We start from the raw sequence: 23,187 nt of genomic DNA on the forward strand, positions 1-23,187 counted from the left end.
CATTAGTCTAATATATTAAAGCCTACATCTAACTCTTCCGCTATTCTCGCTATGGCCTATTTGATTTTCTCACTAATTCTACGCATCAGTTAAGCGCAAAATAGATGATATTTAAATATAAAAAATATTTTTCATAAAATTTTTCTTGTCCTTGATAATTTTAGTGTTGCTATTTGATTCTAACTTTTGCATAATGCAGTAAATATTTCTATATGGAGGATACAATGCCAAGATGGACAGATCGCCATGCTACAATACTTAAGAAATTGCAGAATATCATTAAACATCCAGATTCTAATATTGCTGCCGGAAGGCGTTTAGCTATTGAAAAATGGGTAAAAACCTACACTAGAGAGGTAGAATATCTAAAAGATGATGAATTACAGTTCTTATATAACGTATTTCGTGATGAGAATTGTTGGTCAAGTGCAAGGTTAAACACTGCTACTCTAGGAAGAATGTTAACTGAAGAAGAAATAGATGAAGTAAAGAATCCACTTTGCAGATACAATATGGCTTGTAGGTACTGTATGACAGATAAAATTCATCCACTATTTCAGAAGCAACTTGAGTCTTACAAAAGTGGCTTCTCTTCCGAAGAAGTAGATGATAATGGCAGGCCTGCAACTAACAACCGCAAATATGTCAGAAATGAATTGTTAAATGCTATGAATAGTGAAGATCCTGTACTTAGCTTTTGGATTGATAAAAAATCTGGAGAATTTAAAAAGCATGATAATGCAGTAGAGGGTTTTAATAAAGCTGTGGAATTCAAGTGGAGTGAAGGAGTAGAATACTTCTATCGTCGTATAAATCAGGAAGGAAAGGAAAAGATTGATAACCTGATGGTTAAAGCTGTTGCTAATTTATCTGCTATTCAAGCTAACCATAATGTTGCTACCGTTTTAGATTTTCTTCTGCATGAAATAATCACTGATCCAATAAAGCATAAATTATTACTTGAGTTATCAAATAAAGGCAAAGGAGTTATGTATCAACCTCTTAACACATTAATACAGTGCGGGTTCGTTGATACAGTTCAATATGTAGTAAAGCACTTGTCTCAGGAAAAAGTTTTAGTGTCTGAGGAGAAGAAAATACTTTCACATTGTGGTTACGCGTTTCTCCTTTCCTCGCTTTCAAATTTGATGTTAGAAGATCCTGAAATAGATATTCAAATTAAGGCAAGAATGATTATTGTGAATCTTTGGAAATGCGATCTTTTTGATGAGCATAAAAAAGCTGTGGTTAAATTTTCCAAGAACATAGATCCGATAACAGATGTGCTTGCAGGGTTAATTGTTGATTGGCAACGTGATAATAGCAGTAGTAACGTTGTAAAGAAGCGTGAAATACTGGAAATTTTGCAATTTGTCAAAGATTTTTGTTCAGATAAGGATTTTAAATTATTGAAAGCCCAGAACAGATAAAATCTGTAAAACCAAAAAGAAACTCCCTCTTTACTTTATGTTCTTTGGGTATAGTGTTATGAAGAAGCGCTTCTGCAGCTATAACCGAAACAATCAATGGTGCTATAAATGCCCGTTTGAAAGCATGGTTTTGGGGGAAATGGTAAAACCATTGATGGAGTTCTTTTTGGGCTACCTCGTTTAGAAGATTGTATAACCTAACCGTCCCAAGCTGAAGTGCTTCTTATCATAATAATATAGGAGGGATTTTATATGGCAGAAGCAAAAAGTAAATTAAAAACAATAAACCTTGATGCAGCAGGGATTGATATTGGCTCGACTGTACATTATGTATGTGTACCTGAAGGAAGAGATGAACAACGTATCCAAAAATTTGGGTGCTTTACAGTAGATCTACACAACTTAGCAAAGTGGTTAAAAAAGTGTCAGGTTAGAACTGTAGCCATGGAGTCAACTGGAGTATATTGGATTCCCTTATTTCAAATATTAGAATCACATAAATTTGAAGTAAAATTAGTAAATGCGCGACATGTCAAAAATGTGCCTGGTAGAAAGTCTGATGTTCAAGATTGTCAATGGCTGCAACAATTGCACAGCTATGGACTGCTTCAAGGATCATTTAGACCGGATAATCAAATGTGTGTACTGCGTAGTTACGTTAGACAACGTGCTAATCTAATTGAAAATGCAGCTAAACATACTCAACGTATGCAAAAAGCGCTAATTCAAATGAATATTCAATTACACAAGGTTATTAGTCATATTACTGGGATAACTGGTATGAAAATCATTGAAGCTATAATTGAAGGCGAAAGAGATCCTGAGAAATTGGCTAAATTCAGGGATGCACGAATAAAAAATGATCAGTCTACTATAGCAAAAGCGTTAGCTGGTGATTATAGAGAGGAACACTTGTTTGTGCTAAAACAAGAATATGCAGCATATACTTTTTTTCAAGAGCAAATAACGGGATGTGATAAAAGTATAGAAAATTACTATAAAACATTTGAAACAAAGTCGAATGAGAACAGGGCATTGAATAAGACACGAAAGAGAAAACAGAAGAATAGTCCAGATTTTGCCGTAGATGAAGATTTATATCGAATAACGGGGATGGATTTTACTAGAGTTCCAGGACTTGATGTATTAAGTATACAGGCTATCATTTCAGAAACAGGTATAAATCACAATAAATGGAGGACAGAAAAGCATTTTTCTTCCTGGCTCGGATTAAGTCCTGCTAATAAAATTACAGGAGGGAAAATTATTGGAACAAGAACTCGTAAAGTTGTTAATCGTGCTGCAACTGCCTTGCGACTTGCTGCTCATTGTGTATCAAGAAGCAACACTGCACTTGGTGCATACTGCAGGAGGTTAAAGAAGCGACTAGGGATACCAAAAGCGATCACTGCTACAGCAAGGAAATTAGCATGTATTTTTTATAATATGCTAAAATATGGACAAGAATATGTAGAAAAAGGAATGAACTATTATGAAACACTCTACAAAGAGAGAGTAGTCAAAAATTTGACTAAAAAAGCAAAGGAATTTGGTTATATACTAATGAAAGAGGAGCCGATAGATGAAGAAGGTTCTTAGGAGTTTCTTAGAAGATGGTATCACTAATGATCTAAAAACGGTTTATGTGTCAGGTATGAAAGATGGCATCGACTATAGCAAGTTAGCAGAGGGGTTATTTTCTCAGCTAGGGAAGTCTGTGCATTTGTCTCCTGAAGGTAGTGGTTTCAGTGATCCACAGACCGTGTTAGAAAGTGCTGGTGTTAGTGGTGTGGCTAGTCGTAGTTATAATTAGGAGTGTTTATGCGAAATAATGATGAAGATACTGAATTAATTCAAGATTTGTTAAATGGAGATTGTGATGAGCTAAATAGAAAAGTTGGACTTTTTTTAGACCAGTGTCCATCTTTTTTACACTCGGTTGGTAGGAGTCGTTTTTTTCCTGCATTCTTCTTCGGTATGTTTGCTACTGCATTTGATTCTGGTATTATAGATTTTGACCCTGATATTGCAAATGGTGAAAGAATTTACTTTCGTTTTGATAATTATGATAATGGGAAAGGAAATCTAAAAATTGCTGTTCTAACTAATGACGTAGATGAAGATGGCATGAGAATAGTAAGATGCTACACTATTGCTGATAATGAGAACAGTCCTGGATCAAGATTCAGTGAAGAAGAAAGGCTATGGATAGAAGAAAATCAGCTACAGCACTTACAGGAAGATCTGGCTTGGGAAGAATATAAAATATTTCAGCGGGGAGAAGAGTGTGTATTTTTTCCTCAAGGAAGAGATTTTAATGGAAATCATGCATCTCCCATCGATAATTTTAGAGAAATTGCTCCAATCATGCAGCAAGGCAACTTATTAGATCGAGCAAATGGGTTAGCAAATAATAACAGTCAAGAAGTAAGAAGAGACATTAGAAGAATTTTACAATACATCGTCAATGTCTACGATGCATATCGCCAAGAATTGAATTTTGATAGTGAGTCTGACGATCATGGTTTTTTATCCGGATTTTTAGTAAATTTTAGGTACCGCGCTATGGCTGATATCTACCTAGAATTACTTATAGGAAGAGGATATGCAGATATTACTTTGCTTGTGCGTGGTCAGGAAAAATTAAATAATTCAGTTCCCATTATAATTGAGCTCAAAGCAGGTCAAGAACACGCTGGACAAGCGTTGGAACAAGCTAGGGGTTATGTTAGAAACTGTCCCATTTCATCTGTATCTGCTCATACTTCGTCAAGAAATGCTGTTTGTGTAGGGCTAAACTTTAACCATAATGCTCAACGTCTGCAGCTTGATGCAGAACACTTTTTAGAGCAAGAACCTTCTTTGATAAAAAGATTACTTAATCCTACTGAGAGAGAGGTTGCAAGAGATGTAGAAAACTATTTATTATATCCAGCCTCTTGCACACGTGCAGTACCTGGTTCTAGCCCATTTTCCTACACATCTAGGTTTGCGTTTCAAGTATTGCATTTGAAAAAGGTACTGCTCGGATAGGGAGAGATTTGGTAAGAGTAACAAAATATCTATTCAATTACCATAATGATGATAGAATGCTAGGCCAGCAAGGACAAAGAATTGCAAGAATAAATGTTCGAGAGAGAGCTTTGACCATGGTTCTGTTTGCACTAAGTATTAACTCACTAGTTGTGCTTAACATCCGTCAAATATTGCGTCACCAATTTCCAGTAATGGCCTTAGATCTATTAGAGGTTGTCCGGAAACAAGTAAATTCAAGCATATTCCCTCTTTAACATAACCCTACTCATAGCTAGGTATATGAAATTCTCAGTGGATGTTGTGAGTAAATCATACTCCTTCGATAGCCTTCTATTCCTATTAACCCAAGCAAAAGTCCTTTCTACAACCCATCTTCTTGGCTGTACTTTAAACCCTTGTTCTCTTGTTGGTAGTAGCTCAGGTGGCGTATCTTTGTGCACCCAAAATCTACATGTAGGCCTTTTAACAATTTCAATATCTATGTCATATTCTTCCTTTATGTGATTCTTTAAATTTCTTCCTTGGTATCCCATGTCAGCCCACATTTTTTTAACTTTAGAGGTTGTCCGGAAACAAGTAAATTCAAGCATATTCCCTCTTTAACATAACCCTACTCATAGCTAGGTATATGAAATTCTCAGTGGATGTTGTGAGTAAATCATACTCCTTCGATAGCCTTCTATTCCTATTAACCCAAGCAAAAGTCCTTTCTACAACCCATCTTCTTGGCTGTACTTTAAACCCTTGTTCTCTTGTTGGTAGTAGCTCAGGTGGCGTATCTTTGTGCACCCAAAATCTACATGGAGGCCTTTTAACAATTTCAATATCTATGTCATATTCTTCCTTTATGTGATTCTTTAAATTTCTTCCTTGGTATCCCATGTCAGCCCACATTTTTTTAACTTTAGTATATTTTGTTCTCATATTGTTTAATGCTATTTTAATACCATCTCTATCATTTTCGTTAGCAGCGCCTACGTAACAACCTAGTATAAAACCCTGAGTGTCTGTAATTATATGCCTTTTTCTACCCTTTACTTTTTTACTTCCATCATAGCCTTTGATCCCCCCTTTTCTGTAGTCTTTACAGATTGACTATCTACTATACAGGCACTCGGCTGCTCATTCCTTCCTATTTTTCTTCTACTATATTTTGTAATTTCATAATTCATTTTCTCAAAAATTCCCTGCTTCTTCCATTGCCTGAACTGCTCATACACAGTCTTCCATAGCGGAAAATCATTTGGTAAATACCGCCATTGACACCCTGTACGCAATACATAGAAAATTGCTTCTAATATTTCTCTTTTGCTATACTTTGGCGGCCTTCCTCCTTTCTTGTATGATACTCTGAAGTGTTTTTCTATTCTTGCCCATTCCCTTTCGCTTAGATCTGTTGGATACTTTTTTCTCATCTTTACCCCGTACTAAAATTTCAGATATTATAGCCTTTTACTTGTTTCCGGACAACCTCTTATAGCATTTCTCATAATAGTCCGAACAGGTCATAGGAAGGCAGAATCAACAGCACGACGAAAGGATTCGAATAGAGGAATGTTTTTCCTGGCTCTGTTTTTTATAGCAAACCAATGATGCTCAATTTTGTTGAAATCTGGAGAATAAGGCGGCAGATACAAAATTTCTGCACCAACCCCTTTAGCAAGCTCGATAATCTTATCAGACTTATGAAAAGTAGCATTGTCAAGAATGACAGTCTGTCCAGGTTCCAAGATCGGTGTCAAAAATTGCTCAAACCATCCATTAAAAACATCCATATTACAGTGGCCTTCAAAGGTTAACGGAACAACTATCTTTCTTCCACTTAAGGCTGCAACCATACTGATTCGTTGAGTTTTCTTTCCAGATTTTAAGGCATAAAACCGCTGTCCTTTCTGGCAATATCCGTAGGGGTAGTCTTCGGTGTTATCAATGCCAGACTCATCTATATACACTAAGTTTTTAGGTTCTTTTGTCGCTATAATTTTCAAAAATTCAGCACGTTTTTCTTCGTTTCTTTCCTTGTATCCATATGTCTTTTTTTGCGCGTAAATTCAATTTTTTTAAGGGCTCGATAGATCGTTTGGATACTAACGTTGTTCCAAAGTTTAGCCATTTCCGATAGAGTCTTTCCTCCGTGTTCTCTGGCAAATTTGGCAAAGGTATCCCAGTCGGTAATTTTGTGATTGTAACCCCCATTTCCAAGTTTTTTTGATTGAAAGTCTCCTGTTTCTTTTCTTCTTTGCTGCCACTCCCATAAAGTAGTTCGTCCAATCTTAAATCTTGCTGCCACTGTTTCTCTGCTTTCTCCTTCGTCTAGCGCTTCCATTGCTTTTTTTCTTAAATCATAACTATATGCTGCTGGCATTCAACCTCCTTATCATCATCTACCCTTATCCTATCACATCCGGACTTTTATGGAAAGAGCTATAGTATATTTTGTTCTCATATTGTTTAATGCTATTTTAATACCATCTCTATCATTTTCGTTAGCAGCGCCTACGTAACAACCTAGTATAAAACCCTGAGTGTCTGTAATTATATGCCTTTTTCTACCCTTTACTTTTTTACTTCCATCATAGCCTTTGATCCCCCCTTTTCTGTAGTCTTTACAGATTGACTATCTACTATACAGGCACTCGGCTGCTCATTCCTTCCTATTTTTCTTCTACTATATTTTGTAATTTCATAATTCATTTTCTCAAAAATTCCCTGCTTCTTCCATTGCCTGAACTGCTCATACACAGTCTTCCATAGCGGAAAATCATTTGGTAAATACCGCCATTGACACCCTGTACGCAATACATAGAAAATTGCTTCTAATATTTCTCTTTTGCTATACTTTGGCGGCCTTCCTCCTTTCTTGTATGATACTCTGAAGTGTTTTTCTATTCTTGCCCATTCCCTTTCGCTTAGATCTGTTGGATACTTTTTTCTCATCTTTACCCCGTACTAAAATTTCAGATATTATAGCCTTTTACTTGTTTCCGGACAACCTCATATAGCATTTCTCATAATAGTCCGAACAGGTCATAGGAAGGCAGAATCAACAGCACGACGAAAGGATTCGAATAGAGGAATGTTTTTCCTGGCTCTGTTTTTTATAGCAAACCAATGATGCTCAATTTTGTTGAAATCTGGAGAATAAGGCGGCAGATACAAAATTTCTGCACCAACCCCTTTAGCAAGCTCGATAATCTTATCAGACTTATGAAAAGTAGCATTGTCAAGAATGACAGTCTGTCCAGGTTCCAAGATCGGTGTCAAAAATTGCTCAAACCATCCATTAAAAACATCCATATTACAGTGGCCTTCAAAGGTTAACGGAACAACTATCTTTCTTCCACTTAAGGCTGCAACCATACTGATTCGTTGAGTTTTCTTTCCAGATTTTAAGGCATAAAACCGCTGTCCTTTCTGGCAATATCCGTAGGGGTAGTCTTCGGTGTTATCAATGCCAGACTCATCTATATACACTAAGTTTTTAGGTTCTTTTGTCGCTATAATTTTCAAAAATTCAGCACGTTTTTCTTCGTTTCTTTCCTTGTATCCATATGTCTTTTTTTGCGCGTAAATTCAATTTTTTTAAGGGCTCGATAGATCGTTTGGATACTAACGTTGTTCCAAAGTTTAGCCATTTCCGATAGAGTCTTTCCTCCGTGTTCTCTGGCAAATTTGGCAAAGGTATCCCAGTCGGTAATTTTGTGATTGTAACCCCCATTTCCAAGTTTTTTTGATTGAAAGTCTCCTGTTTCTTTTCTTCTTTGCTGCCACTCCCATAAAGTAGTTCGTCCAATCTTAAATCTTGCTGCCACTGTTTCTCTGCTTTCTCCTTCGTCTAGCGCTTCCATTGCTTTTTTTCTTAAATCATAACTATATGCTGCTGGCATTCAACCTCCTTATCATCATCTACCCTTATCCTATCACATCCGGACTTTTATGGAAAGAGCTATATGTCAACTGAAACTCCTTCTTTAACTAGATTTTTTGCTACTTCTAATCTTGCCTCCTCTTGATTGATTTTCTCGCTAATATGAACAAACCTGACTAATGAAGGTACTATTTTGCCTAACTTTTGATTCTCGTATATTTTTGTTAGATAGAGTATTTCTTCGTCTTCATCTTTATACTCTCTTACTGTTATTGGTTTAGGTAATAGATCTACAACATTAACTGACAATACTCTTGCTATTACATATAGTACTTCAATCGGAATAGGAATATACCCATTTTCATAATTGGTTACTTCTTTATATGCTAATCCGATTTTACTTGCTAACTCTGCTTGAGTACACCTTTGCATTAATCTACAATCTTCTATTTTTTGCCCTATTTTGTAGTGTATAGAACTAACATCTCTTACAGAAACAAACATATATACCTTATTTAGAAATAAATTTTCATCCAATTTGATCAGCAGATAAACCAACTATTTGCAAAATAATATCAATAGAAATTCCCCCTTTTACTAAATCCCTTCCAACTTTAATCCTTTCTATCTCTCTCACTTTCTCCTCACAAATACGTATTCCCTCAAACAGAGATTTTATTAGTGCATTACGTAGTTCTTGATTTTCAATCTTTTTGTATTCTTCAATTAAATTCGGTAATTCATTTCCTACTCTTTCATCTGCATCTTCTGCTGGTTCAAGTAGATCCACGATATTAATCGATAACGCCTCTGCCATTTCATATAATTTATCAAGTGGAACAGCAACCCTTCCTTGCTCATAGTTACTTATTTCATCACGTGTTGTAGTCATTTTCTCTGCTAAATCCTTTTGAGTGCACTCTCTTACCAGTCTCCATTCCTTTATCTTTTTCCCTATTTTGTAGTAGATAGAACCTATTTTTTCTTCAACACATTCATCAGCAGAGAGACCAATTGCTTGTGAAACAATATCAACAGAAACTCCTGCTTTAACCAGATCCTTTGCAATTTTTATTTTCTCTGCTTTTTTACCACTTTTCTCACTAATTTGAACAAACTTGGTTAGTAAACAAAATATCTTACGTAACTCTTGATCATTAATCTTTTTATATTCTCTTACTAGATCTAATATTTCCTCTCCCTTATCTTCAAAACAGATTTTTTCATTTGATACAGGAATGAGATCCGTAATACTGATTGATAGTGCCTCAGCTATAGCATATAACCTTTCAATTGGAACTCTACGATTCCCTTTCTCATATTGCAGTATTACCCAATACTTTACACCAATTTTCTCAGCTAAATCCTTCTGAGTATACCCTCGCTCTAACCTCCAACTTTTTACTTTTTGCCCTACTTCATAGTCTAGACTTCTTTCCACGCAAAGAACCATATATAATATTTTCTACTATAGCTCAAAGGCTCCAGATATAATAGCCAGACTCTGGAACCTTTAAATTAAAGTGCTCTACAAGTTTCTTTACTATTTTCACGTACTTTGTCTGCCCATGAAAACAATTTTTCACTTACTTCCTTCTGCTTTTCACTCCATATGCCGCACCTAGTGAAATTACCTTTCTCTACTGCTTCTTTAAGTTTTACTCCAGCAAAAAGGCAATTTTTTCCAATTTCTTCGCCTCTTTTTTGTAACTCAGCCCACATTTCCTTGTTTTCTACTCTGACTTGTACTTGATCATATTTTTTTACATCGTGGTACAATATAACATTTAGCTTACCAATGCTCGTAGGAAACTCTAATATAATAGAGCTTTCATCTGACATATCGATATAGTTTCTTATACCTCCCTTCTCACTTTTAACCTCAACTGCATCATTGCCAATTTTTAAAATATTACTTCCTAACTCTCTCAGTATTTTGGCTACCTCTACCTTGCTATCATCAGAAAATTCTATATATGATGTTGTATTGTCTATCTCGAAATCTATTAAGGATCCTTCTTGAACAGCACTTTCGCCAGCTTTTTCTAGTTCTTCTAGTTGCTTATCTCTCTGTGGCTGAATTTCTGGTTGTAGCTCATTATAGATTTCACCTATCAGTTTATTCTGTAGTAGAGTATCATGAAACTCTGCACCGCTTAGCATTAATTTTCGTATTAGCTTTTTACGATCACTTTTTTCTAATTTGTGAAAATGTGTACCTAATACTACATATTCTGCAAAACTCCATTCGCCATCATTACATGCATTTAGCCTTGCTCCAGCAGCTAGTGCTTCGTCTACAACCTTGTGCAGTTCATTTGGATTTTTTGCTCTTACCACAGCACTCTTAAACCAGCTCAACTTTTCTGTATTTGGCTTTATTTTTTGCAAAGCTGAAGCAAATGGATTTAATCCTTCTGGATAATCTGCTTGATTACTCAAAGGTTTTGTGCCATAAATATAGTCAAATCCTTTCCCATAGTTGATTTTGTTTTCGCGAACTTCTCTACCAGGGAAAGGCATTGCATCTTCCGGTTTTATCTCCTTCTGATTATTAATTTTGCTCACAAACTTAGACTGCTTTATATCAACGCCTTCAAGAGCACCAAATATTTTCTTCAATAACTTGTCTTTACTAGTCATATAACCCCCATATTAAAAATACTTTTTAAGTATATAAATCTTAGTTTATACATTCTATTACTCAGTATAAATTATAATGAGTAGATTTGCAAATACTTTCTGCTATAACAATCCGTTTTCTCTAAAACTAAAATAGCCTCCACTTGTGATAATAATGTGATCAAATAATCTAACGCTTACAGTACTACATGCTGCTGCTAAACTCTTCGTTACTTCTTGATCTTCTTCTGATGGTTCTAAACTCCCTCCAGGATGGTTATGTGACATTATTACTAATGTTGCATCTTTTATTAATGCTTTTCTTGTAATTTCCTTTATGTATACTGGTGCTTTTTCCATTTCACCAATATAGGATTCTTCTCCGATTAATTGGCGCCTTTTATTCAAGTACAGTATTTTTACACATTCCCTTTCTGAGTGGCCTATACTTACGTTTAAGTACTCTACTAGCCCTTGTAAGTCCATTATTGGCTCACTTTTTAGCTTTTCTCTCAGTACTCTTTCTAGTGTTTCCTTAACACACATAATCATTGCTACTGCAGAATCAGTTACTCCTTCTATAACTTTCAGGTCATCCATTTCTCTACCTAAAATCCTTCCTACTCCTGCATAAGTATTCACCAGATTTTTAGCAATTTCTTGAGCTTGTGGCCTTTCATGTACTGCACTTAAAAATGTTTCCATTATTTCACGATCAAGTAATGCCTTGCCTTTGCTTTCTAATATTCTGAATTCGATTTCTTCTTTACTTTTATTCATATAATTTACCCTTCACTAACAACAAACTTTTTTTAGATATTTACTGCTGTTTTTTATCAGCATTGGCATAGAGCCATAGCTTCCGAGTGAAGTCAAATCAATTTTTCAATCTTTTTTACTTATTTTTTCATGAATAAGTAAAGATATTAATATATGGTGATTTTTTTATTTTAAACTTGTCGAATTTCATCTAAAGAGATGCCTATTATTTTTAAAATAATATTGATAGAAATTCCTTTTTTTACTAAGTCTTTTGCAATTTTGATCTTTTCTGCTCTTTTCACTTTTTCTTCGCAAATCCGTATGCCTTCAAATAGAGATCTTATTAATGCATTACGTAGTTCTTGACTTTCAATCTTTTTGTATTCTTCAATTAAATTCGGTAGTTCATTTTCTACTTTACTACCTTCCTCTATTAGCAGATCTGTAATATTAATCGATAATGTTTCTGCTATTGCATATAATTTTTCCAGTGGAATAGCTACACGTCCTTGTTCATAGTTGCTTATTTCATCACGTGTTGTATCCATTTTCTCAGCCAAATCCTTTTGAGTATACTCTCTCACTAGCCTCCATTCTTTTATCTTCTTTCCTATTTGGCAGTAAATAGAACCTCCTTTTTCTTCAACACATTCATCAGCAGATAGACCAATTGTTTTTGAAACAGTATCAACAGAAACTCCTGCTTTAACCAGACCTTTTGCAATTTTTACTTTCTCTGCTTTCCTACTACTTCTTTCACTGACTTGGACAAATTTGGTTAGCAAACAAAACATCTTACGTAATTCCTGATCATTAATCTTTTTATATTCTCTTACTAGATTTAGTATTTCTTCTCCCTCATCTTCAAGACAGATTTTTTCATTTGATACAGGAATTAGGTCTACAATACCAATCGACAATATCTCTGCTATAGCATACAACTTTTCAATCGAAATTTTACGTGTTCCTTTTTCATATTGTAGTACTACTTGATACGTTACACTGACTTTCTTCGCTAAATCTTTTTGAGTATATCCTCGCTTTAACCTCCAGTTCCTTACTTTTTGTGCTATCTGATACCTTATTGAGATGTTTGCCATAAATATTATACATGTTAATACTACCAAACAAAGATATACAAAAACTTCTATGTTTGCATTTTAGTTGAATATTTCTTCACAATTGTGTATAATTATTAATGCTTTTTAAGTCGATTCCCTATGGCTCTCTCGAAGTTTCTGGATCCCAAGAATGATGTCGCATTTCGCCGTATCTTTGGCACTGAAAAGAATAAAGACATCCTCATTCACTTTCTCAATGATATTCTGGGTTTTACTGGCAAAAATGAAATAAAGGATATAGAGTTTTTAAGTACTATTCAAGACCCTGATATTGCCTCTAAAAAGCAAAGCATTGTTGATGTATTATGTAGAGATTCCACGGGGGTGCAATGGATTATTGAAATGCAGGTCGCTAAAACCAAAGGCTTCGAGAAACGTGCCCAATACTATGCTGCTAAAGCCTATTCAAGACAAGCCGATAAAGGTGATCAATACCAGGACCTTAAGGAAATTATCTTTATTGCTATAGCAGATTGTATTTTATTTCCTGATAAGTCTGAGTACAAATCAAAGCATACTATTCGCGATGAAGATACTAATGAACGTGATCTAAAAGATTTTTACTTTATATTTATTGAGTTGCCTAAATTTCCAAAAACAAAAGAAGATCAGCTTTCAAGTATAGTTGAAAAATGGGTCTACTTCTTTAGATATGCAGATGAAACTAGTGAAGAAGAGCTAGAGAGAATAATAGGAAGTGATCTAATAATTAAAAGAGCGTATGAAGAATTAAATAGGTTCAACTGGTCAGAAAAAGAATTTATAGCCTATGAACAAGAGATAAAGCGTATTCGTGATGAACAGGCTGTCCTCGCTCAAAAACTCGATGATGCCACTCAAAAAGGTAGACAAGAAGGTAGACAAGAAGGCATCCAAATCGGCCATGAAAAAGGCAGAAAAGCAGAGAAAATTGAGGTTGCAAAGAATCTACTTAAAGCAGGAGTTTCTATTGACATTATAACTCAAACTACTGGTCTTTCTGTTGATTATATTGAGAAAATTCAAGAAAAGAAGTTTTAGCCATAACGTTTTTTTATTAAACCCTCTATTCTGGTAATTTTAATATTGCAATCCATTCTAATGTCTGTATAATGCCTTTTTTACATGACACTGTTAATACTTAATAGGGGGGATAATGTCAACACAGAAAGAGCTTCGGGCTACGATGTCCAAAAAATTACAGGAAGCTATTAAACATCCAGATCCAGCAGTTGTTGCCGGGAGGAAGTCAGCTATCAAGAGATGGGTGGGAGTCCTTCAAGATAACTTTATGGAGCACATAAAATACTTTAAGGGTGATAAGTTGAAGTTTTTGCACAATGTATTTCAAGATGAAGGTTGCTGGTCAGGTGTAAGGTTGGATAATGCTGCTTTAGGTCAAAGGTTTACTGAAGAAAAAATAGGTGGAATAGATAATCCACTTCGCAAATATGAGATGGCTTGTAGTTACTGTGTAGTGGATAAAATTCATCCTCTCTTTCAAAAAAGATTTGAATCTTATAGGAACAAGTTTCCTCCTGGTGCATTTGATGGTAAAACTGAAACTGAATTTGGCAAATACGTACGAAACTCGTTACTAGATAGCATAAAGAGGAAAGGTCCTGTATTTGATTTCTGGATCGATAGAGAATCTGGGGAATTAAAGAAGTATGATGCAGTAGAAGGTTTTGACAGTGCTGTAAAACTTAAGTGGAGTGAAGGAGTAGAGTATTTTTATAATCTGTTGAAAGAAGAAGATAAAGAAAAGAAGCTCACAGAAGCTATTCTTGCTCTATCTCGCGTTCAATCTGTTGAGAAAGATGCTCCTATTTTAGATTTTTGTGTAAATAAGATAGTCGATAAAGATACTCTTTTACAGAAATTATTGCAGAAAGATAAGGGAGTATATGCTCTTCTTGCTGAATTAATAGAGTCATGTTTTTTTGATACAGTTCATGATTTGGTAAAGTGCTGGTGCTATAAAGACGTTTCAGCAGGAGGAGACCATTCAGACAAAATATTCTCACAGCGAGAGTATGAACTTCTTCTTTCATCACTCTCAGATGTAATGTTGAAAAATTCTGAGTCAAGTGTTCAAGCTAGATCTCTTATTATGAAGATTTGGGAATGTGATCACTTTTATAAACACAAGAAGGCTGCCGTTAATACTTCTAATTATACAGTTCATGTAAGTGGTATGCTTGCAGGATTAATAGTCAATTGGAGACGAGAAGACATTTATAAGACTGATGAAGAAAAAGAAATAGAGAAAAAAGAAATATTAGATATGATGTCATTTGCCAAAGATTGCTTTCCTGAAAAGTTTGAACTTTTTAAAGAAGTCATGATAGAAAACCTTAGATTATGTGGTAGAGAAGGTAAAAGAGTAAATGTAGATTACGGTCTGTTTGCAGAAGAGTTATTCTCTGAGTTAGAGAAAACAACTCTACCTCTTGGTCCTGTAGGTGATGGTCCTTGGAATAATTTACGGTCACGATCTAAAGCTCATGGTAGTAAGGAAACAACTTTGCCAGTTGATGATGGTCCGCAGTCTGAGCTTGGAACTCCTAGTGTAAGTGGTGTTTCTTCTTATAAGAAAAAAGCGTCTTTACGCTTAGTGGTAACAAGTAATCCACTTATGAACTCTTGGTGTTTCTGGTCGTAGTAAATAAGGGGTATTTTGTATGAGTAATGGTGATGGACTTATTAGGAGTTTGGTGGATGGAGATCTTGAAGGATTCAGACAAGGATTTGAATCTTTTTTAGATCAATGTCCATCTTTCTTGTATCATGTAAGTACAGGTCGTTTCCTTCCTGTATTCTTTTTTAGTATGTTTGCTACTGCACATGATGCTAATATCTTAAATGCAAATGAGAGAGTCTATTTTTGTTTTGATAACCATGGTGTTAATCCACGTAATGGTGAAAATCGAAATACGGCAAACCTAAAAGTTGCTGTTTATCGTGACGGACAGCAAGTTGTCAGATGCTACAGTATTTCTGATCGTCCTAATAGTGATGGGTTGAGGTTCAGTACAAGGGAGAGAAATGCTCTAGTACAAGAGATTAGACGGCAAAATCCAAATTTAAGGGAAGAAGACCTAGATTTTGAGCAATACAAAGTATGCACGCACGGAAAGGGCAAGAGTCAGGGAGAGGCAATTGCAACGGTATTCGAGGTAATTCGTGCAAAAGATCGTCAAGGTAGGGATAAATTTGCCAAATATTCAGCATCTGAAATCAATCTTATTAGACTGCTCTTAGAAGATCACAGACTAACAATTAAGGAAATAGCAGGAAGACAACTCAGTCAAAATCAGCGTAGACAACTTGGTAACTTGGTCAATTTTGCGCAAGTAGCACAGGGTCAACAAGGAATTGATAATTTTATGGAAATGCTAGCGAGTGATAGAAGACAAGATGTAAGAGATAGAATGTACGAAGAAATTGTCCCATACATAGCTCGCATCTATCATAATTACAGGCAGGAACTGGAATATAATATTGAAAATCGCATTCAAAAATTTGAGAGTCACGGGTTTTTATTAGGTTTCTTAGCAAATTTTAGTCATCGCTACACAATAGGCATCGAGCTTGATTTATCTCCTAGAAACTCACATGTTGCATTTTTTGTACGTCACCAAGCAGAAAAAGCACAGGTAATAGAAACATTCAAGTCAATAAGGATAGGTGGTACTCCTACAGCACAAGTAATATTACAACAAATAAATGCTATCCTTCGTAGAAACAACGCTCGTGAGATAGAAGATGTGCATGATCTACTTGCACTAGACTTTGCAACAGATAATCAAAATGATCGTTATTGGCTACAAACTCATGACATGTTTTTCGCTGCACAACAATATACTTTCTATGATGATCGATCTAATCCAACTAATAATCGTCATGATTTTACAATAACTTCAGTAGGAGTCGATGGAAATCAAAATGATCCAACAGGTAGGGGCTTATTAAGTAGTCACATAGCTAACTTTAAACAAAAAGTAGATTCGGGTGAAAAAGATAGATTAATTGCTATTATTAATGTAGGTAATCATCATTGGGTTACATTAGTTATTGTACACCAAAATGGAAATTATTATGGGTATTATGCTGATTCACTTGCTCCAGATAGTCGTATTGACAATAATATTCGAGGAGCTTTAAGAGAATGTGATATTAACGATGGTAATGTCCATAATGTTTCCGTTCATCAGCAAACAGATGGCCATAATTGTGGCATATGGGTATACGAAAATGCTAGGGATATTAACCAAGCTATTGATCAAGCTTTACAGGGAAATAATAACTTTGGAGAGAAAGGTGAGGGTATTATAGGTTATATACGTGGTCTTCTTAGTGTAGGCATTGGAAATGACACTAGACAATCTCAAAGAAATGAACAACACTTTAAAAATCGGAGAAGAAATATTTCACAATTATTCCAAAATGATCCTCTATCTTCTCCTAGGGGTAGACTGATTCAAGATCATCCAGGAATTCAACATGAAATTGATCCATTACTATTACAATTTTTAGGACTCCAATACCCACAGCGTGGAGGTGGAGGAGCATTACAATTAGGCGGAGAAAGAGTGATATCAATTGATTTGGGTAACCCGCAGTCTGCATTAGATAAAATTGATGGAGTGAGTAGAGTTTATAACCATAGCAATAGTAGAGGTAGTAGGTAGAAGTTAATAGGTGGATGAAGTTTTCTTTACTCTATATTTACGCATTGGTTGTAATCGGTCTTCTAGGTTGTTTCTGCATATTTTATCTTACTATTACCCACAAATATAAATGTTTGTTGCGTAGCTCTTAATGGCATAACTTTTGCTTGAAATAACTGTTTATATGGTGCAATTTACAGCTTTTAGTTGCTAAAATTATAACTCTTAGTTTAATAATTTTAATCCAATAAGCTTTCAGGTTAATAAAATTAAATTATTTGAGTAAATACAATACTATGTTTTTATTTGTGGGTAATAGTAAGATATTTTATGGTGGTGTTTATTAACAATAATATAGAAGACTATTATTAAGACTCTTGTCCGTAAAGCACCTTCATTTGCTCCTCTCATGAGAGTGATATTTCCTTCAAATCAGCTAGTTTTAGATGCTGAGGTTGTGTGCCGTTTAAAATGGCTTCCTTAATTTTGGGTATCAAATAATTTAAACGTAAGACCCATTGTAAAAGATAAGATTTAATTTGAAAGAAAAATTGATGTGGTTAAAACTTGACCTTGCGCAGTATAGGAATATTTTTTATAAAAAGAACAATATCGATTTGAAATGTAAAATTATCATAAATTTTTCTTTTTATTCTCAAATGAATTACTATTAATTCAGTAAACTATATTATTAATATCTCAAGTAAATCAACCATTTTCAGCGCTCAAAACCAAGTGCGGTGAGAACAAGTTTTTTTGGTATGGATTGGACTACCAAATAACCTGTTCGAACTTTTCTTTATAATAATTCTACTATATTGTAAAAGCAGCTATTTTAGCCTACTTTAACTAAATTTACATATGAACTAATTTGCCTAACTTTGTTGTAATAATTTTGCGTTTTTATTTTTGAAACACCGCTTTTACGTAAAAAGTTCTCACAAAGATACGTACCTTCTTTACGATTTTTCATAAAGAGTAAACAATTAAATTGTTGCTGATACTAGTTATTGCAATGTTTTGCCTAAAAAATGTTGCCTGTATTGTAGGATATGGAAAAATGGACATGTAATACCAAATCTCGTAGGTAATAGGGCAAAACCAATAACGAAGGTTGGTATTAGCATTTTACCAAAATTCGTAATTTGTTTGACATAATCTTTTTTTAGTGATAGACTAAATTAATTGCAATGAGTGAGAAATATGGTTCTTGGTACTAATAGTGAAAATCAACAAGTTAATACTAGTTTGCCTGTGCGCTATGAAGAATTAAAGGGTTCTATTCATGAGGAATTAGAACAAAAAAGAAAGCTAAAATTTGAGCCAAAAGTTCAAGTTAAAGACATTCCATCTACAGGAAAAAGAAGAGCGTGTAAAGATGCAAGGAAATTCACCAAAATAGAGAAACAGCTTAGGCAAGCTAATACAGGGCAAAAAGATTTGTACTTTAAATTACTAAAAGCTTTTGAAGGTGAAGATTTGGTATCAGCAAAAGAGCTAGTAAGGGAGATGAAGAACCTTAATATATCTTATCGGGTACAGGGTGTCAAACTACTACTCTTATTAAGATTGTTTGTTACAAACGCATGTAAAGATGCTGGCTGGTTCGAATTTTACAAAGATGTCTTGTCAGAAGGTGGTAAAATTGATCTTAATGCCGATGTTTGTTCTAGTGGTACAGCTTTAAGTTATGCATGCAGAGAAAAGAACAAAGATGTTGCAGAATTACTATTAAAGCATGGAACTGATATTAATAAAGTGAGTGCCCTGTCGGGTAAAACACCAATTCTTATTGCTCTAAAAAACAATGACCACAATCTAGCAAGTTTGCTTTTTCGATATGGAGCAAAAATTGATGTTACCCCTGAATTAGAACAAGCAATTATTGCTGATAGCTACAGCGAATATGAAAAGGAGACGATGGGGATTCTGTTGCAGCATACTTCTCCTGAACAAAATACCGAGATGCTAAAACATTTTTCAAGCAATGTAACCCTGGAAAGTACTGAAATTGTAAAGTTGCTTTTAGATAAAGGGGCTGATCCTAATATAGGAGAACCTGATGCAATGCAAATTGCTACCGATAAAGGTAATATTGAGCTTATGAATTTATTTAATCAAAAATTGGGAAGAGAGTCTAAAAGTTTAGAGGATTCATTTGTCATTATTCCTGACAATTTAACTTTGAATAAAATACAGGACATTCTAGATAAAGCAGCAAATGAAAATGATGATGCAAAATTGACTGAGGTTGTAAATAATATTCAGGATTACGAAAGTCAGGTGATTTGCAATTTTGATGATCCAGAAGAAGCAGGGCTTTTCGTGGGATTCTCTAAGAAGGTTTTGAATTTACAATCGCAAGTTAGAGACCAATATGTACTAAGCCGTATATTAATGGTGCTTCAATCTCAAGAAAATGGTAGCAGGTACTCAGTAAAAGAATTGTTACTGCTGGCAATCGCAGCTAATGATGAGCTAACAAAGAAATACCATGATATGCTTTTTGCTAAAGGAAACTTGAATCTTTTACATCTGCTTGTTGGTGGTGAAAAGTATATTGAAACCTTTATAGGGAAATTTCCCGATCTTTATCAAAGTTTAAAAAATCAAGCAATCCGACTTGAAAATGGTGAAGTTGGGTTTTTCTCAGTTATAGTGCTAAGGGAAGAACAAGAATTACTGGATAAAGTTTTTGCTAATGAAGATACTCTTCAAAATCTAAAAGAAATTTTGAAAAATAATACTTCTGATCCTACGTATGGTGTACTTGAAGCAGCGTCATTAGTACAAAATGAGGAATTTATCAAGAAAGTATTAGATGTGTTTGAAAGAGATGCTAAACAGAATATCAATGATCCAGCTACCAAAACTCTGTTGAAGGAGAGTTGTATTACTTTATTAGAAGCTGCAATAAGTCAAGAGTGTTTCCCGATTGTTGAATACTTATGCAAAAAATGTATTGAGGACAAAAATGAAGCAATTCAAACAATCTACAAAGAAGCATTTACAGATGATAAGATTATTGAGACGTTAAAGAAACAAATCCTGAAAAGCATAGGAACTCGCGGTAGAAGGGAAATTTACGATTTAATGTTGAAAACTGCATCGAGTGCTGATAACATTATATTTTTAGGAAAAGTATTGAATTTAGTTAAAGGTAATACAAAGCCTTTTCGTGAAAGTTTTGCTACTATTTCAGAAAATGCTTCTCCTACAACTGTTGAGCAATTAATAGACAAACAAGTAGGAGATTTAAACAAGGCTCTAAGTGCACATCACGGTATAAAATTTTCCATTCTCAATGAGACTTTTTCGTATAATGCTAAACATCGTGTATTCGTTACTGATCAAGGTGATGAGCTTAGTAAGTATTTCAAAGAAATATTGTATGATCAAGTTAAAAAAGCAAAAGAGTTTTCAGAAGAGTTGAGCAAGAAGAATAAAGATCTTAAAATGGAAGATTTGAGTTTAGGTTGTAACTCTTTAGACAATACAACTGGGTCGAATGCGCAAGGTGATAGTAGTAAAGCACATTCTGAAGTTATAGTAACTGAAAGCAACAGTAGTGACGGTGAAAATAAAAAAACAGTAGCCTCATCTATTAGGTTTCAAGGTCATACTTCACAAGATAGAAAAGAGAACTTAGACATTACAGGGCAAAATGCTTTACAATTGGAACAAGAAGAACCAAGTCAACAAGCAAAGACTGATGACCTTATTCAAGAAAAAAATCAACTAGGAAAAGAACCAAATAGTGCACAGAAAAGCTTGGATGGGAAAATTGCAGAACTTAAAGACAGAAAGACTTTTGCAAAAGAAGAAAAAAATGATACCTTAAATAGAATGGGGAGTTCAATACAGAACCTTATAAGCCATAATTCCAGGGAGGGTAAAATGCCTACAAATACAGAACAGCAAGTCAAAAGCTCATTAGGACAAGAGAAATCTGAGAATACAAGAAATCAGCTTGAAAAGCTACAAAAAGAATTGAATGAAAAAACTCAGGCACTTGAAAGCATGAAAACTCAGCTTGCAGAGAAAGAGGAAGAGCTGAAGGGTGTACAAGTTCAATTAGAGCAAGAGAAAACAAAACTGCAAGATGAGCTCAAGAAGAAAGAGAAAGAGCTGAATAGCAAAACTAGGGAAGTAACTGAGCTTACTGAAGAAAAAAGTCAACTAGAGAAAAAGCGAAATAGTATACAGCAAGACTTGGTTGAAAAAACTAAGGCACTTAATAGCACACAAGCTCAGCTTGAAAAGCTACAGAAAGACTCAGATGCAAAAACTAAAGAATTCGAGGGTACAAAAGCTCAGTTAGAACGGGAGCGGGATAGTGTAAAGCAAGAATTGGATAAAACAACTGAGGAGCTTAAGAGGAAAGAGGCTGATCTTAAAAACGGCAAGAAAGAGCTGGATAATGTGAATGAAAAGGTTTCAAAGTTAGAGCACGAGACATTAAATCAACAAGCAAGTATTGATGATACAAATCAAGCTCTGGATACAAAAACTAGTGAAGTAACTCACCTTACTGAAGAAAATACTCAATTAAAGGATAACCTAAAGACTACAACTGAAGAAAACACCGAACTAAAGAATGAGCTAAAGCTGAAAAAGCCTAAAAATGAAAATAACGACCTGAAGACAAAGCTGCAGGAATCTGAAAACAAAAGTAAAGGACTAGAGAGTCGAATCGAAGAGCTACAAGAACAGCTTGCAAGTAAAGATAAAGAGATGGATGCTGCAAATCAAGCTTTGAATGCAAGAACTCAAGCTCTTGAGAGGACACAAGCTCAGCTTGAAAAGCTACAGCAAGAATCAGTTGGAAAAGCTAATGAAGTAACTAACCTTACTGAACAACTTAAGAATACAAAAGCTCAAGCTGAAGAAGAGATTAACAAGCTAAATGGTCAAATAGATCAACTTACTCAAGAAAAAAATCAACTAGATGAGCAGTTGGATAGTGTACAGAAAGAATTGGGTATAAGAATTAGCGAAGTAACTCAACTTACTGCAGAAAATACTCAATTAAAGGACAATTTAAAAACTACAACTGAAAAAAATACTAAACTACAGAGCAATTTTGATGCTATAAAAAATACCCTAAAGACTACAACTGAAGAAGATACTAAACTGCAGAATGATCTAGAGGTTACACGAAAAATCGTGAATGAAAAAGACAGTCAAATTGGGAACCTAAACAGTAACATCATAGAACTAAATGAGCAACTAAGAAATAAAGACAGTCACATTGAAGGCCTAAATGATCAACTAAAAAGTAATGATGTTCGAGTCAAAGAGTTAAACAATAAACTTAAAAGTAAAGAGTTAAATAATACACATGGACAACTTGAAAACAAAAGCAAGCTGGAAAATCAGATTAAGGAGCTAAGTTGTAAAAATCAAAAGCTGTCGAAGGCAAGCACTCATAGTAAAAGGCAAAGTAATTATGCCTCTGTTTCTTTTGTGTTGTCAGGAGTATTTGCTGTTGGTGCAAGTTTAACAATGTTTCATTTAGTAATATGTATTTCACTTGCTGTAGCTGCATTAACTTTTCTTGCAGTAGGATTTTACTGTTCATATAAGGCAAATACAGCGCTTAGTAATGTTGAAGTTAAAAATGGTGTTGATCCTATAGCTGTGGAAGTTTAAAATAGCCCAAGTTGAGAAAGGATAGCAGAAGTAGAATAACTGTT

14 protein-coding genes and 4 pseudogenes are annotated in these 23,187 nt (G+C 34.7%); 8 read left to right on the forward strand and 10 right to left on the reverse strand.

Translation table 11 applies throughout. The features are described 5' to 3' along the window. Positions 1 to 224 precede the first annotated feature (224 nt). From OPR52_RS03855 to OPR52_RS03870, 4 genes are all read left to right on the forward strand, one after another. Positions 225 to 1,430, forward strand: coding sequence for a hypothetical protein (locus OPR52_RS03855; protein WP_265038458.1), 1,206 nt, complete (start codon positions 225 to 227; stop codon positions 1,428 to 1,430). A gap of 252 nt (positions 1,431 to 1,682) precedes the next feature. Continuing rightward, positions 1,683 to 3,029 (forward strand): IS110 family RNA-guided transposase, encoded by a 1,347-nt coding sequence (locus OPR52_RS03860; RefSeq protein WP_264373686.1) that lies wholly within the window; start codon positions 1,683 to 1,685, stop codon positions 3,027 to 3,029. Beyond that, the gene (locus OPR52_RS03865; RefSeq protein ID WP_264373955.1) at positions 3,013 to 3,243 is read left to right on the forward strand and encodes a hypothetical protein; all 231 of its coding nucleotides are present in this window, start codon (positions 3,013 to 3,015) and stop codon (positions 3,241 to 3,243) included. Before OPR52_RS03860 ends, OPR52_RS03865 begins: the two co-directional genes overlap by 17 nt. Positions 3,244 to 3,251: 8 nt before the next feature. Further along, a complete protein-coding gene (locus tag OPR52_RS03870; RefSeq protein WP_265038459.1) occupies positions 3,252 to 4,463 on the forward strand; it encodes a hypothetical protein in 1,212 nt (403 codons plus the stop codon). A gap of 236 nt (positions 4,464 to 4,699) precedes the next feature. Here OPR52_RS03870 and OPR52_RS03875 read toward each other — a convergent pair. The 10 genes and pseudogenes from OPR52_RS03875 to wmk (OPR52_RS03920) form a co-directional block, all read right to left on the reverse strand. Further along, positions 4,700 to 5,026, reverse strand: a pseudogene (locus OPR52_RS03875) (transposase); the annotation flags it as partial. Between the two features lie 22 nt (positions 5,027 to 5,048). Continuing rightward, a protein-coding gene (locus OPR52_RS03880) for an IS5-like element ISWpi1 family transposase (RefSeq protein WP_094189578.1) occupies positions 5,049 to 5,881 on the reverse strand; the annotation gives its coding sequence in 2 pieces (ribosomal slippage) (positions 5,049 to 5,512 and positions 5,512 to 5,881; 834 coding nt in all). 90 nt (positions 5,882 to 5,971) lie between these two features. Then, a protein-coding gene (locus tag OPR52_RS03885; protein WP_265037751.1) for an IS630 family transposase occupies positions 5,972 to 6,831 on the reverse strand; the annotation gives its coding sequence in 2 pieces (ribosomal slippage) (positions 5,972 to 6,507 and positions 6,507 to 6,831; 861 coding nt in all). Positions 6,832 to 6,894: 63 nt separating this feature from the next. Next, positions 6,895 to 7,403 (reverse strand): annotated as a pseudogene (locus tag OPR52_RS03890) (IS5-like element ISWpi1 family transposase); the annotation flags it as partial. Between the two features lie 90 nt (positions 7,404 to 7,493). Further along, positions 7,494 to 8,353, reverse strand: a protein-coding gene (locus tag OPR52_RS03895; protein WP_265037751.1) for an IS630 family transposase whose coding sequence is annotated in 2 segments (ribosomal slippage) — positions 7,494 to 8,029 and positions 8,029 to 8,353 — 861 coding nt in all. Because the reading frame shifts where the segments join, the coding sequence is not laid out codon by codon here. Between the two features lie 62 nt (positions 8,354 to 8,415). Then, positions 8,416 to 8,838 (reverse strand): annotated as a pseudogene (locus tag OPR52_RS03900) (helix-turn-helix domain-containing protein); the annotation flags it as partial. Between the two features lie 25 nt (positions 8,839 to 8,863). Further along, the gene (gene wmk, locus OPR52_RS03905) at positions 8,864 to 9,787 is read right to left on the reverse strand and encodes a WO male-killing family protein Wmk (RefSeq protein WP_265037927.1); all 924 of its coding nucleotides are present in this window, start codon (positions 9,785 to 9,787) and stop codon (positions 8,864 to 8,866) included. Positions 9,788 to 9,852: 65 nt separating this feature from the next. Continuing rightward, positions 9,853 to 10,977: a hypothetical protein gene (locus OPR52_RS03910; RefSeq protein ID WP_265037736.1), complete on the reverse strand. Its 1,125-nt coding sequence runs from the start codon at positions 10,975 to 10,977 to the stop codon at positions 9,853 to 9,855. A gap of 102 nt (positions 10,978 to 11,079) precedes the next feature. Next, positions 11,080 to 11,736 (reverse strand): JAB domain-containing protein, encoded by a 657-nt coding sequence (locus OPR52_RS03915; RefSeq protein WP_265037738.1) that lies wholly within the window; start codon positions 11,734 to 11,736, stop codon positions 11,080 to 11,082. Positions 11,737 to 11,906: 170 nt separating this feature from the next. Next, positions 11,907 to 12,818, reverse strand: a complete 912-nt coding sequence (gene wmk / locus OPR52_RS03920; RefSeq protein ID WP_265037741.1) for a WO male-killing family protein Wmk — start codon at positions 12,816 to 12,818, stop codon at positions 11,907 to 11,909. Positions 12,819 to 12,938: 120 nt separating this feature from the next. Here wmk (OPR52_RS03920) and OPR52_RS03925 point away from each other — a divergent pair, with 120 nt between their 5' ends. The 4 genes and pseudogenes from OPR52_RS03925 to OPR52_RS03940 all read left to right on the forward strand — a co-directional run bounded on the left by OPR52_RS03925 (position 12,939) and on the right by OPR52_RS03940 (position 23,143). Further along, positions 12,939 to 13,859, forward strand: coding sequence for an Rpn family recombination-promoting nuclease/putative transposase (locus tag OPR52_RS03925; protein WP_264337290.1), 921 nt, complete (start codon positions 12,939 to 12,941; stop codon positions 13,857 to 13,859). Between the two features lie 145 nt (positions 13,860 to 14,004). Next, a complete protein-coding gene (locus tag OPR52_RS03930; protein WP_320109376.1) occupies positions 14,005 to 15,483 on the forward strand; it encodes a cytoplasmic incompatibility factor CifA in 1,479 nt (492 codons plus the stop codon). 976 nt (positions 15,484 to 16,459) lie between these two features. After that, positions 16,460 to 17,512 (forward strand): annotated as a pseudogene (locus OPR52_RS07660) (Ulp1 family isopeptidase); the annotation flags it as partial. 1,182 nt (positions 17,513 to 18,694) lie between these two features. Then, positions 18,695 to 23,143, forward strand: a complete 4,449-nt coding sequence (locus tag OPR52_RS03940; RefSeq protein WP_265037745.1) for a host RNA manipulator TomO — start codon at positions 18,695 to 18,697, stop codon at positions 23,141 to 23,143. Positions 23,144 to 23,187: the final 44 nt, after the last annotated feature.

This window comes from Wolbachia endosymbiont (group A) of Hylaeus communis (assembly GCF_947251915.1).
GTDB lineage: Bacteria > Pseudomonadota > Alphaproteobacteria > Rickettsiales > Anaplasmataceae > Wolbachia > Wolbachia pipientis.